The organism is Kitasatospora cystarginea (assembly GCF_039533515.1).
GTDB classification, from domain to species: Bacteria; Actinomycetota; Actinomycetes; order Streptomycetales; family Streptomycetaceae; genus Kitasatospora; species Kitasatospora cystarginea.
In genome coordinates this window covers 445,320-457,123 of sequence record NZ_BAAATR010000001.1, presented here as the reverse complement: position 1 = coordinate 457,123, position 11,804 = coordinate 445,320, and the positions used below count along the sequence as shown (strand labels likewise).

Sequence of the window (11,804 nt, the reverse complement as noted above, 5' to 3'; positions counted from 1 at the left end):
CCACGCCTCCCCGCACCGAATCGGATGTCCGTCTACATCCAACCGGTTCAGGCATCGCCACCGCCAACCCGGCGAACCTATGCGGTCACGGCACTAGTCGGGGCTCCGTTCCTCTTCGACTCCTCTTCGACCGGGCCCGAACACCCCCTCCGGGTCCGCCCTGCCCCGCACCCGCCGGTGTCCCCACGCAGACCGGGGTGCGGGCACACGGCTGCCCGTTCGTCGAGGCAGCGGAGTGCGCGAGAATGGTCGGATGGCCACACTGTTCGACTTCCACGCCTGGGGGCGCTGATGAGCCTCTTCCGGGACGACGGCGTGGTCCTGCGCACCCAGAAGCTGGGCGAGGCCGACCGGATCATCACCCTGCTCACCCGCCAGCACGGCAAGGTGCGCGCGGTGGCCCGGGGCGTTCGCAAGACCAAGTCCAAGTTCGGTGCCCGGCTCGAACCGTTCTCCCACGTGGACGTGCAGTTCTTCAGCCGGGGCGCCGACCTGGTCGGCCGCGGGCTGCCGCTCTGCACCCAGGTGGAGACCATCGCCCCCTACGGCGGCTCGATCGTCACCGACTACGGCCGCTACACGGCGGGTACGGCCATGCTGGAGACGGCGGAGCGTTTCGCCGAGAACGAGGGCGAACCGGCGGTCCAGCAGTACCTGTTGCTGGTCGGCGGGCTGCGCACGCTGGCCGCCGGGCTGCACGAGTCCCACCTGGTGCTGGACGCCTTCCTGTTGAGGTCGCTCGCGGTCAACGGATACGGCGCGAGTTTCACGGACTGCGCCAAGTGCGGACTGCCCGGACCCAACCGGTTCTTCTCGCTCCAGGCGGGCGGAGTGCTCTGCGCGGACTGCCGAGTGCCTGGAAGTGCCGTACCCTCCCCTGAGACACTGGTACTGCTCGGCGCGCTGCTGTCAGGGGACTGGCAGACGGCGGACAACTGCGAGCCTCGGTACTGGCGGGAGGGCAGCGGGCTGGTGGCCGCCTATCTGCAGTGGCACCTGGAGCGGGGTATCCGCTCGATGAGATACGTGGAGAAGTGAGCAGCATGGCAGCGCGACGGCTCTTCGGCGGTAAGCAGCGCGAGTACGTGACCCCGGCTCCGCACCCGAGCGGTGCGAAGCCTCCGAAGATCCCCGGTGAGCTCGTCCCCAATCACGTCGCGATCGTGATGGACGGCAACGGCCGCTGGGCCAAGGAACGCGGGCTGCCGCGCACCGAGGGCCACAAGGTCGGCGAGTCGGTCGTCCTCGACGTGCTCAAGGGCGCGATCGAGCTCGGTGTGAAGAACGTGTCCCTGTACGCCTTCTCCACCGAGAACTGGAAGCGGTCCCCGGACGAGGTGAAGTTCCTGATGAACTTCAACCGGGACGTCATCCGCCGCCGCCGCGACGAACTCGACTCCATGGGCGTGCGGATCCGCTGGGCCGGCCGGATGCCCCGGCTCTGGAAGAGCGTGGTCCAGGAGCTCCAGGTCGCCCAGGAGCAGACCAAGCACAACGATGCCGTGACCCTCTACATGTGCGTCAACTACGGTGGCCGGGCCGAGATCGCGGACGCCACGGCGGCCATCGGCCGGGATGTCGCAGCCGGCAAGCTCGACCCGGGGAAGATCACCGAGAAGACCATCGCGAAGTACCTGTACCACCCCGACATGCCGGACGTGGACCTGCTGCTGCGGCCCAGCGGTGAGCAGCGCACCTCCAACTTCCTGCTCTGGCAGAGCGCTTACGCCGAGTTCGTGTTCCAGGACGTGCTCTGGCCGGACTTCGACCGGCGCGACCTGTGGCGCGCCTGCGAGCAGTTCGCGATGCGTGACCGCCGCTTCGGCGGTGCCGTTCCCAACGAGGTGGCCGCTGAGGCCGAGGTGTCGGCGCAGCGCTGAGGTGACTGCGACGCGGTGCCGGGACGTGCGACGCGGCGTCGGAACGTGTGTGACGCGGCGTCGGTACGGGGGCGACGCGGCGTCGGGGATACGTGAATGTGTGATGCCGTGTCGGCACCACGGTGACGCGGCGTCGGGACATGCATGAAGGGGCCCGGGAGCAACTGCTGCTCCCGGGCCCCTCACTGTCCGCTCAGGCCTTCTTGGCCGCGCACTCCCCGCAGAGTCCGAAGATCTCCAGCGTGTGGGCGATGTCGGTGTACCCGTGTTCGGCGGCCACGGTGTTGGCCCAGCGTTCGACCGCGGGGCCCTCGACCTCCACGGTGGCGCCGCAGTCACGGCAGACCAGGTGGTGGTGGTGCCCGCTGCTGCACCGGCGGTACACCGCCTCACCGTCCGCGGTGCGCAGCACGTCCACCTCGCCGGCGTCGGCCAGCGACTGCAGGGTGCGGTACACCGTGGTCAGCCCGACCGAGTCGCCCCGGTGCTTGAGCATGTCGTGCAGCTCCTGCGCGCTGCGGAAGTCCTCGATCTCGTCCAGGACCGCCGAGACGGCGGCTCGCTGCCGAGTGGATCGGGCGCGCGGCGACGGGCCTGCGGTGGTCACCGTGGGTCCTCCTGGGGGTGGGTTCGTCTAGCACCTCATTGTGCCAGCCCCGTACTGGCGATCGGGTCGCTCTCCCGCGCTCCGTTCGCAGTTGTGGCGTGGAGGTCGTCGCCGGTGTTCTGCTGGGCCGAGGTCGCCTGGCCGGGGATCGCGGTCTTGCAGACCTCGGGTCCGTGGTCGACGGCGGCGCGGTGGCGGCGGCGGGCCAGCGGTGCGGCGATCGCGCTGAACACCGCGAAGATCGCGATGGCGAGCAGCACGATGGCCGGGCCCGAGGGCACATCGGCCTGGTAGGAGCCGGTCACGCCGGCCACCGCGACGGTGATGCCGAGCGCGATGGCCGCCGCCTGGGTGGCGGCGAAGGAGCGGGTGAGCTGTTGGGCCGCCGCCACCGGGACCACCATGAGCGCGCTGACCAGCAGCAGTCCCACCACCCGCATGGCCACGGTCACGGTGACGGCGGCGGTCACGGCCAGCAGCAGGTTGAGGACGCGAACCGGAATTCCGGTGACCCGGGCGAACTCCTCGTCCTGGCAGACCGCGAAGAGCTGGCGGCGCAGCCCGATGGTGATGGCGATCACCACGGCTGCGAGTACCGCGATGGTGCCCAGGTCGGAGGGGGAGACGGTGAGGATGGAGCCCCAGAGGTAGCTCTCCAGGCTGCCGCTGCCGGCCTGGGCGCTCACGCTGACCAGCAGCTTCCCGCAGGCCATGCCGCCGTAGAAGAGCATCGCCAGGGCGATGTCGCCGCGCTGCTTGCCGCGCGCGCGGACGAGTTCCATGACGATCGCGCCGAGCACGCAGACCAGGACGGCCATCCAGATCGGGCTGGTCTGGAACAGGAAACCCAGGCCGACACCGGTCAGCGCGACATGGCCGATGCCGTCGCCCATCAGGGCCTGCCGCCGCTGCACCAGGTAGACACCGACGGCGGGCGCGGTGACGCCCACCAGGATGGCGGCGATCAGCGCGCGCTGCATGAAGTCGTAGTTGAGCATGTCGATCATGCGAGCAGCCTCGGGGTGTTGTTCGGGTGGTCGTCGTCCGAGTGCGGGTGGACGTGATCGTGGCCGGGCAGGGCGTGCTGTCCGACCTCCTTCGGGGGCGGGCCGTCGTGCGAGACGCAGCCGTCGCGGAGCACCACGGCCCGGTCGATCAGCGGCTCCAGCGGGCCGAGTTCGTGCAGTACGAGCAGGACGGCGGCGCCGCGCTCGACCTCCCGGCGCAGGGTGTCGGCGAGGATCTGCTGGCTGGCCATGTCCACCCCGGCCATCGGCTCGTCCATGATCAGCAGGTCCGGGGTGCCGACCAGAGCGCGGGCGATCAGCACCCGTTGGTGCTGGCCGCCGGAGAGGTTGGCCACCCCGTCCTCGGCACGGTCCAGCATGCCGACGGCGTCCAGGGCCCGGTCCACGGCCTCCCGGTCCTTGCGACGGAACGGCAGCAGCCGGTGCTGCGGCAGCCGACCGGTGGAGACCACCTCGCGGACGGTCGCGGGCACGCCACCCGCCGCGGTGGTGCGCTGGGGCACGTACCCGATCCGGTGCCACTCCTTGAACCTGGCGTACGGCGTGCCGAAGAGCTCGAGTCCGCCGCGCTCCAGCGGGACCGAGCCGATCACGGTTTTGACGGTGGTCGACTTGCCGGAGCCGTTCGCGCCGAGCAGTGCGACCACCTCGCCGGGCCGCACCACGAGGTCGATGCCGCGCAGGACGGGACGGCCTTCGAGCGAGGCGACGGCGTCGCGGAGCGAGACGGCGGCAGGCGCGGCGCCCGCGGGGAGCGGGTGCCGCGACGGGGCGGAGCCCGTCGGCACCGTGTCGGGTATGACAGAGCTCATGGGGTGTCCTCTTGGTCCTCGTGGTCCTCTTGGGCCTCTTGGTGTTGCTCGGCTCGTGCCGCTTGGCTCGCCTGGGGGCGCCTAGACCGGGTTGCCGGGGCCTGGATCGCCGCGCCTGGACTGCCGGGTCTGGATTGCCGGGCCCGGGGTTTGCTCAGCTCTTGGCGCCGAGGGCGGCCTGAAGGTTGGTCAGGTTCTGATGCATGATCGAGAAGTAATCGTTGCCGGACGGGTCCTTCACGCCCTCGATCGGGTCGAGCACGGCGGTCTTCAGGTTGAGGTCCTTGGCGACGGTCTTGGCCAGGTCCGGGCTGACCAGCGCCTCGAAGAAGATCGTGGTGACGCCGTTGTCCTTGGCGGCCTTCTGGATCGTGGCGAGGCGGGCCGGGGTCGGCTCGGCCTCCGGGTCCACGCCGTTGATGGCGATCTGGTTCAGGCCGTAGTGGTCGGCGAGGTAGCCGAAGGCGGCGTGGCTGGTGACGAAGGTCTTGGTCTTGGTGTCCTTCAGCCCGGCCTGGAACTCCTGGTCGAGCGCAGACAGTCTGGTGACCAGCGCGTCGGTGTTCTTCTGGTAGTCGGCGGCGTGGTCCGGGTCGGCCTTGGCCAGCTCGGCGCCGACGCTCTTGGCGACTGCGGTGTACCGGGTCGGGTCGAGCCAGATGTGCGGGTCGCCCGCCGCGTCGGTGTGGTCGTGCCCACCCTGGCTCTGGGTGCCCTCATCCAGGTGGTGGTCGACCAGCGGGGAGGCGGCGGTGGCATCCACCACGTGCTTGGCGGAGCCCTGCTCGACCGCCTTGTCGACGGAGGGCTGGAGACCCTTGAGGTAGACCACCAGGTCCGCGCTCTGAATGGAGGCGACCTGCTTGGCCTTGAGTTCGAGATCGTGCGGTTCGACTCCGGCAGCGGTGAGGTCGGTGACCTTCACATGACTGCCGCCGATCTGCTCGGCGAGGAACTCCATGGGGTAGAACGACGCAACCACGTTCAGCTTGCCGTTGCCGCCCTTGCCCGCCGCACTGCTCGAACCGCCGCAGGCGGTCAGGGCGAGGGCACCCGCGACGGCGGTGGCGGTCAGGGCTATCGAGGTGGTCGGGAGACGTCGCAGCATCATGACAACCATTGTCATCTTTACTGGAAATGATTGTCAACTCACCTGATTGGCGTATGAACCATGGCTGCGTGAGAGCTGTGTCACGTGGGGCGTGCGGGCGGGAGGGTGCGCACGTCGACGAGAGGACGCGTGCGTCGGCAGGAGTGGAATGTGTCGACAGGAGGGCGCATGCGTCGACAGGAGGGGCGTGCTCGCGTCAGGCTGGTCGTGCGGGCGTGGATGGGCCGACCCGCAATACTGATTTGAACCGTCTACCCACGAGCCCGGTAACCTGAGGTATTCGGGTGCGCGCAACCAGCCGCGCCTTGACCGTGCCGTCGAACTGACGTCGTACTGAAGAGAGCACTGTGGCCGCCGACAAGATCGACACGATTGTCAGCCTGAGCAAGCGCCGTGGCTTCGTCTACCCCTGCAGCGAGATCTATGGCGGTACGCGTGCCGCCTGGGACTACGGGCCACTGGGCGTGGAGCTCAAGGAGAACATCAAGCGCCAGTGGTGGCGTGCGGTGGTCACCGCTCGGGAGGACGTCGTCGGACTCGACTCATCGGTGATCCTGGCCCGCGAGGTCTGGGAGGCGTCCGGCCACGTCGCCACCTTCAACGACCCGCTGACCGAGTGCCTCTCCTGCCACAAGCGGTTCCGTGCGGACCACCTGGAGGAGGCGTACGAGGCCAAGCACGGCAAGCTGCCGGCCAACGGCCTCGCCGACATCAACTGCCCGAACTGCGGCAACAAGGGCGCCTTCACGGAGCCCAAGGAGTTCTCGGGCATGCTGAAGACGCACCTCGGTGTCACCGAGGACGCGAGCGGCCTGGCCTACCTGCGTCCGGAGACCGCGCAGGGCATCTTCACCAACTTCAAGGCGGTGCAGACCACTTCGCGCAAGAAGCCGCCGTTCGGCATCGCCCAGGTCGGCAAGAGCTTCCGCAACGAGATCACCCCCGGCAACTTCATCTTCCGCACCCGTGAGTTCGAGCAGATGGAGATGGAGTTCTTCGTCAAGCCGGGCGAGGACGAGAAGTGGCACGAGTACTGGCTTGAGCAGCGCTGGAACTGGTACGTGGACCTGGGTCTGCGCACCGAGAACATGCGCTACTTCGAGCACCCGAAGGAGAAGCTCTCCCACTACGCCAAGCGCACGGTGGACATCGAGTACCGCTTCAACTTCGGCGGCAGCGAGTTCTCCGAGCTGGAGGGCGTCGCCAACCGGACCGACTACGACCTCGCGGTGCACAGCGAGCACTCCGGCCAGGACCTGAAGTACTTCGACCAGGAGTCCGGCGAGCGCTACTTCCCGTACGTCATCGAGCCCGCAGCCGGTCTGAACCGCGCCATGCTGGCCTTCCTGCTGGACGCCTACTTCGAGGACGAGGCGCCCAACGCCAAGGGCAAGATGGAGAAGCGCGTCGGCATGCGGCTCGACCCGCGCCTGGCTCCGGTCAAGGTCGCCGTCCTGCCGCTGTCGCGCAACGCCGACCTCTCGCCGAAGGCGCGCGGCCTGGCCGCCGACCTGCGGACGGCCTGGAACGTCGAGTTCGACGACGCCGGCGCCATCGGCAAGCGCTACCGCCGCCAGGACGAGATCGGCACGCCGTTCTGCGTCACCGTCGACTTCGACACCCTCGAGGACAACGCGGTCACCATCCGCGAGCGCGACACCATGGCGCAGGAGCGCGTCTCCCTCGACCAGGTGAAGTCCTACCTGGCGGCCCGCCTGATCGGCTGCTGACGGGTTCTGCCGCTGATTCCCACCCACTGGCCCCCGCGCGGTTCGCTCCGCGCGGGGGCCAGTGGGGTTGAGGGCCATGGCTTCGGCTCTGTGGTCACCGCGGGTGTCGGGCCTCGACCTGCTGCGGGTCGAGCGGTTGGGCGGCGGGCCGTTGAGCGTCGAGGTTGGGCGTCGACGTCTTCGGTGCCGGCTTGTTGGACATCGGCCTGTGGAGTTGTCAGGAGGCCGGCTCGGCCAGGCGGCTGCGAGCCTCCATGAGGGCGAATCCAAGCAGGTTGAGGCCGCGCCACTCGGCGGGCTTGGCCGCCCGCTCGTTCTCGGCGGCGAGGCCTATGCCCCAGAGCCGGTCCAGCGGGCTGGCCTCCACCAGAACTCGCTGGGCGGTACCGAGCAGGTACTCCCGAAGGGCCTCGTTCTGACCGAACTTGGCCACATTGCCCTGGATCACCAGCTCGAACCGCTCGGCTGCCCAACGCTGCTCGTCGAAGCCGCGGACCAGCCGCCCGAGCTTCTTCGCCTCGGCCGGCGTGCGAGCGGCGAGAACCCGCGGCAATACCTCGTCGTCTCCGAAGAGCCGGGCCTTGCCCGCCATCATCCAGTGCTCGGCCGTCGCGTATGTCACTCCGTCCACGGTGAACCTGGCCGGCCACCACTGGCTGAGCGAACCCGGACCGCTCCGGCCGTCCCGCTCCGGCCGGTGCCCCCAGAAGAACAGGTACTTGGGGCGGGCGCCTGCTGCCACGAGTGCGGTGAGCTCCTCGCGGGAACGGGCGTCGGCCGGGGACTGGGGCTGGTGCGTCGTCATATCGTCATCCTGACACGAAGGGCGACGGACAGCCCCTGATTTTCCCTCTCCCCTGGCGGGCGTTCCCTTGTTGGGTCGCACCACGTCGGGATCGCTCTGCCATGTCTCGCCCCCGTTCTGCCCCGCGTGTTCTGCCCTACCTTGTCCAGCTCTGACTTGCCCCGGCGAGCCTGTTCCGTCCGGGTTCGCTTCGCCTGGGCCTCTTCCACCTGGGCCTGTTGCGGTTCGGTCAGCCCATCCGTCCTGCCCGCTCCGGCCCGTCTGCTCAAGGGCGCTTGTGTTGCCGGTCCAGCCCTGCCCGTCTGGATGGACCGACTGTCTCAGGCGACCGTGCGGGGCAGCCGGGTGCTGAGCAGGAAGATGGCCACCGAGCCGGTCAGCTGGAGGGTCAGGACCAGAGCCAGCGCGTGGGCGATACCTATGGACGGGGACAGGGCGAGGAAGAGCGTCCCGAGAGTGGCCACTCCAAGTGCCAAGCTGGACTGCTGGGTTGTGGCCAGTACCCCGCTGCCGACCCCGGCACGTTCGGCCGGGACCTTGGACAGGACCACGCGGAACAACGGCGTCCCGATCAGGCCTTGGCCGATGCCGGCCAGCGCCACGCCGGGTAGCATCCGCCACGGCGAGAAGTGCGCCCAGTCCAGCAGCACCGGGGCGACCAGGATGGCCAGTCCCGAACCCTGGACCACAGCACCGGCCGTGATCACCCGGCTGCCGAACCGGCCGATCAGGCGTGGCCCGCTCAATGAGGCGGAGAAGTAGCCGGCAGCCATGGGGACCAGCGCCCACCCCGCCGCTACCGGACCGAGCCGGAGCCCCTGCTGCAGCATGACGGCCACCACGAACATGAACCCGCCGAAGCCTGTGAAGTACGGCACGGCGACCCCGAGGCCCCAGCGCATCTCCGGTATCCGCAGCAGGGAGAGCGGCACCAGCGGCACCTGACCCGCCCGCTCCGCCCGGTGCTCCACGTAAAGGAACGCGGTAGTGAGGAAGGGGAAGGCGCCGAGCAGCACCCAGGACCAGAGCGGCCAGCCCGCCGCCCGCCCTTCCATCAGTGGCAGAAACAGCGCGAGCAGTGCCGCCGTCAGCAGCGCCGTCCCGGGCAGGTCGACCCCGGCCGCGTGCGGCGACCGGCTCTCCGGTACGTACGGGAACGCGAGGACGGCGGTGAGCAGCGCGAACGGGACGTTCAGCAGGAACACGGCCCGCCAGCTGGTGCCGAAGAGGTTGGCGGCGATCAGCATTCCGCCGAGAACCTGCCCGATCACCACGGCGATGCCGCCGACCGCGCCGTAGATGCTGAGGGCTCGGGCGCGCTGCGCACCACTGCTGGCAGCGGTGATGGTCGCGAGCACCTGCGGCAGGAGCAGTGCGGCCGAGGCGCCCTGGGCGGCCCGGGCGGCGACCAGTGTCCAGGCGGTGGGAGCGAGGCCGCAGAGCAGGGAGGCGGCGGTGAAGGCCGCGGCGCCGGTGATGAAGAGCCGGCGCCGTCCGAAGGAGTCGCCAAGCCGCCCGCCGAGTACCAGCAGTACGGCGAATGCGATGCCGTATCCGGCGGCAACGAGCTCCAGGACTGCGGGGCCGGCGGTCAGGTCATGGTCGATGGTGGGCAGGGCGACGTTGACGACGAAGAAGTCGAGCATCGGCAAAAAGGCACCGAGCAGGACGGTGACCAGACCGGCCGTCCCGAGAGTGGGAGCGGCAGACTGGGCCGCGGAGCGCTGAGACTGTGAAGGTATGGCCGGGGTCTGCGGAATCGCTAGTTGCTGGGTCACGAGTACCACGATCCGGCTTCGCTCACCCTGGTACCAGACACCGTTTATCCAGGTATAACAAGTACCTGGCAACAGGATCCGATTTCCCGCATCCTTGGTCCCATGACAACTATCGCCGCGCCGACCGACAGCCGTCGGAGCGAGCTTGCGACCTTCCTGCGCAGCCGCCGGGAGAGGATCTCGCCGGAGCAGGTCGGCCTGCCGCTGACCGGGCGCCGTCGGACCCCGGGACTGCGCCGCGAGGAGGTCGCGCAGCTCGCCGCCGTAGGAGTCACCTGGTACACGTGGCTCGAGCAGGGGCGGGACATCCAGGTCTCGGCCCAGGTGCTGGACTCGGTGGCCCGAGCCCTGCAACTCGACCGGAGCGAGCGGGCCCACCTCTTCGTCCTGGCCGGCTCGGAGGATCCGGCTCCCGTCCAGGACTGCCCGACCATCACTCCCTCCGTGCGGGCCGTGCTGGAGCAGCTCGAACCGATGCCCGCCGTGGTACTCAACAGCCGGTACGACATCCTGGCGTACAACCGCGCCTACACCTGGCTCGTGGGCGATCTCGACGAGATGCCGTTCGAGGACCGGAACCTGCTGTGGCTGGTGTTCTCGGACTCCAGTTTCGCCTCGGTACTGGTGGACGTCCAGGGAGCCCGGGAGTCCGTGACGGCCCGCTTCCGGGCGGCTATGGCCGAGCATTCTTCGGAACCGGTCTGGAAGAACCTTCTTCAGCGTCTGCGCCGGACGTTTCCCGAGTTCGAGGAGCTCTGGGAGCGGCACGAGGTGGCCGCCCAGACCAATGGGCTCAAGCGCTTCCTGCTTCCCGACGTCGGGCTGGTCCGCTTCGAGTACACCAACCTGTGGCTCGGGCCCCGGCCGAGCACGCGGCTGGTGGCCTACACGCCACAGGACGAGGAGACGCGCAGTCGTCTGGAGCAGCTCGCGGCCATGCGCTGAGTCGCACCCCAGTCGATGAGGCAGGGGCCAATGGGCGGGTGCTCCACCTACGGCGCCCTCGTCGGCTGCCGTCCGATCAGCCGGCCTTTGACAGTGGCTGGCTGCTGACCCAACCATCTTTTGATGGAACGGAGTTGAGGAAAGGCTGGTGGTAGGGATCGCACCGGCAAGGGCGAGCGCGATGCAGAGCCACGCCAGCGGCAGCTCCGCACAGAGCGCCATCGTCACGGCACCGGCGAGGTGGCCACCATGTGCCGCTGTATGGAGGTCGTACCAGGCATCGCCGAGCAGCAAGGCCGCGGCCACTGCTGCCGCCGGTCGACTGCCGGGGCTGCTCCGCCGCAGGAGCGTACCGGTAGTGATCAGGGCGACAGCCTCCAGGTAGTCGAGCGCTGGCCAGCCCCTGCCTGCTCCAGGGGGGCGGCCAGAGCTGTGGCCCAGGGCAGCAGCGCCACTCCGCAGGCGGTCAGCATCCGTTGCACGCTCATGACGTTCGCCCGGCCCGCATCCGGGCTGACAGCGAGTCGTCGTGCGGGACTCGTACCTGTACCGAGCCGCAGGGCGGCCCATCGGCCCAGGCCAGCCAGAAGGCGTCGGCGAGCTGGACCACCCGGGCCGGGCGATGGCTTCGACCCAGCAGACCGCCATTGGTGAAGGTGATTTCGGGCAGTGAACCGTCGATCGGCAGCCGCCCCCAGGCGAAGCCGGTCGGACCGTCGGTGCCGACCCGGCATCGGGCTCCGCGCAGCACCTGGTGGTCACCGAGTGCGGAAGCCACCATCACATCCAGCAACTCGCCGAACTCGTAGACCTCCAGGGAGGCGCGCTTTCGTTCGGCGGGGCTCGCCCGGACCGACCACGGACCCACATGCGCGGTACCGCCCCCGCCGTCGGCCAGGCACTCGCCCCAACCGCCGTCGACCAGAACCTCATTGGGGCGGGTGGCAGATCCGGACTGAGGTGTGGTTGACGTCGAGCGACTTGTTCTCGTCATGTCGCCAAGATTCGCGGACGACTGACTCCATGTCGGTAGCGCGTACATCCGTCCTGGGGGTGTACCTAGCTACAGCATTGATTCGGATGCCCACTTCATGGATCGGCCCGATCG

General features: G+C 69.1%; 11 protein-coding genes. 4 read left to right on the top strand and 7 right to left on the bottom strand.

From position 1 onward, the window contains the following. Window positions 1–291: 291 nt before the first annotated feature. Entirely contained in the window at window positions 292–1,038 is a 747-nt protein-coding gene (recO, locus tag ABD369_RS02020) for a DNA repair protein RecO (RefSeq protein WP_344634393.1), read from the top strand. 5 nt (window positions 1,039–1,043) lie between these two features. Further along, on the top strand, window positions 1,044–1,880 hold the full coding sequence (locus tag ABD369_RS02015; RefSeq protein WP_344634392.1) for an isoprenyl transferase: 837 nt from the start codon (window positions 1,044–1,046) through the stop codon (window positions 1,878–1,880). A 193-nt stretch (window positions 1,881–2,073) separates the two neighbouring features. On the opposite strand, the gene ABD369_RS02010 is transcribed toward ABD369_RS02015, so the two are convergent. The 4 genes from ABD369_RS02010 to ABD369_RS01995 all read right to left on the bottom strand — a co-directional run bounded on the left by ABD369_RS02010 (window position 2,074) and on the right by ABD369_RS01995 (window position 5,438). Continuing rightward, entirely contained in the window at window positions 2,074–2,487 is a 414-nt protein-coding gene (locus ABD369_RS02010) for a Fur family transcriptional regulator (RefSeq protein ID WP_344634391.1), read from the bottom strand. Window positions 2,488–2,522: 35 nt separating this feature from the next. After that, on the bottom strand, window positions 2,523–3,491 hold the full coding sequence (locus tag ABD369_RS02005) for a metal ABC transporter permease (RefSeq protein ID WP_344634418.1): 969 nt from the start codon (window positions 3,489–3,491) through the stop codon (window positions 2,523–2,525). Further along, window positions 3,491–4,327, bottom strand: a complete 837-nt coding sequence (locus tag ABD369_RS02000; protein WP_344634390.1) for a metal ABC transporter ATP-binding protein — start codon at window positions 4,325–4,327, stop codon at window positions 3,491–3,493. The genes ABD369_RS02005 and ABD369_RS02000 overlap by 1 nt, the downstream gene beginning before the upstream one ends. 154 nt (window positions 4,328–4,481) lie before the next feature. Further along, the gene (locus ABD369_RS01995; protein ID WP_344634389.1) at window positions 4,482–5,438 is read right to left on the bottom strand and encodes a metal ABC transporter substrate-binding protein; all 957 of its coding nucleotides are present in this window, start codon (window positions 5,436–5,438) and stop codon (window positions 4,482–4,484) included. 347 nt (window positions 5,439–5,785) lie between these two features. Between ABD369_RS01995 and ABD369_RS01990 the strand changes: the two genes are divergently transcribed. Continuing rightward, on the top strand, window positions 5,786–7,168 hold the full coding sequence (locus tag ABD369_RS01990) for a glycine--tRNA ligase (protein ID WP_344634388.1): 1,383 nt from the start codon (window positions 5,786–5,788) through the stop codon (window positions 7,166–7,168). A gap of 217 nt (window positions 7,169–7,385) precedes the next feature. On the opposite strand, the gene ybiA is transcribed toward ABD369_RS01990, so the two are convergent. Both ybiA and ABD369_RS01980 read right to left on the bottom strand, forming a co-directional pair. Continuing rightward, entirely contained in the window at window positions 7,386–7,973 is a 588-nt protein-coding gene (gene ybiA, locus ABD369_RS01985; protein WP_344634387.1) for a riboflavin biosynthesis intermediates N-glycosidase, read from the bottom strand. A gap of 320 nt (window positions 7,974–8,293) precedes the next feature. Beyond that, a complete protein-coding gene (locus tag ABD369_RS01980; RefSeq protein WP_425557506.1) occupies window positions 8,294–9,751 on the bottom strand; it encodes an MFS transporter in 1,458 nt (485 codons plus the stop codon). A 102-nt stretch (window positions 9,752–9,853) separates the two neighbouring features. On the opposite strand from ABD369_RS01980, the gene ABD369_RS01975 reads away from it, so the two are divergent. Further along, the gene (locus ABD369_RS01975) at window positions 9,854–10,696 is read left to right on the top strand and encodes a helix-turn-helix transcriptional regulator (RefSeq protein WP_344634386.1); all 843 of its coding nucleotides are present in this window, start codon (window positions 9,854–9,856) and stop codon (window positions 10,694–10,696) included. Window positions 10,697–11,180: 484 nt separating this feature from the next. Here the strand turns inward: ABD369_RS01975 and ABD369_RS01970 are convergent, their stop codons facing one another. Then, entirely contained in the window at window positions 11,181–11,690 is a 510-nt protein-coding gene (locus ABD369_RS01970) for a hypothetical protein (RefSeq protein ID WP_344634385.1), read from the bottom strand. Between the last annotated feature and the right edge of the window lie 114 nt (window positions 11,691–11,804).

Excerpts from the sequence above, each read along its gene's own strand:
- recO (WP_344634393.1), top strand. The coding sequence starts at position 292 with ATGAGCCTCTTCCGGGACGACGGCGTGGTCCTGCGCACCCAGAAGCTG.
- ABD369_RS02000 (WP_344634390.1), bottom strand. The coding sequence starts at position 4,327 with ATGAGCTCTGTCATACCCGACACGGTGCCGACGGGCTCCGCCCCGTCG.
- ABD369_RS01970 (WP_344634385.1), bottom strand. The coding sequence starts at position 11,690 with ATGACGAGAACAAGTCGCTCGACGTCAACCACACCTCAGTCCGGATCT.
- ybiA (WP_344634387.1), bottom strand. The coding sequence starts at position 7,973 with ATGACGACGCACCAGCCCCAGTCCCCGGCCGACGCCCGTTCCCGCGAG.
- ABD369_RS01995 (WP_344634389.1), bottom strand. The coding sequence starts at position 5,438 with ATGATGCTGCGACGTCTCCCGACCACCTCGATAGCCCTGACCGCCACC.
- ABD369_RS02015 (WP_344634392.1), top strand. The coding sequence starts at position 1,044 with ATGGCAGCGCGACGGCTCTTCGGCGGTAAGCAGCGCGAGTACGTGACC.
- ABD369_RS01975 (WP_344634386.1), top strand. The coding sequence starts at position 9,854 with ATGACAACTATCGCCGCGCCGACCGACAGCCGTCGGAGCGAGCTTGCG.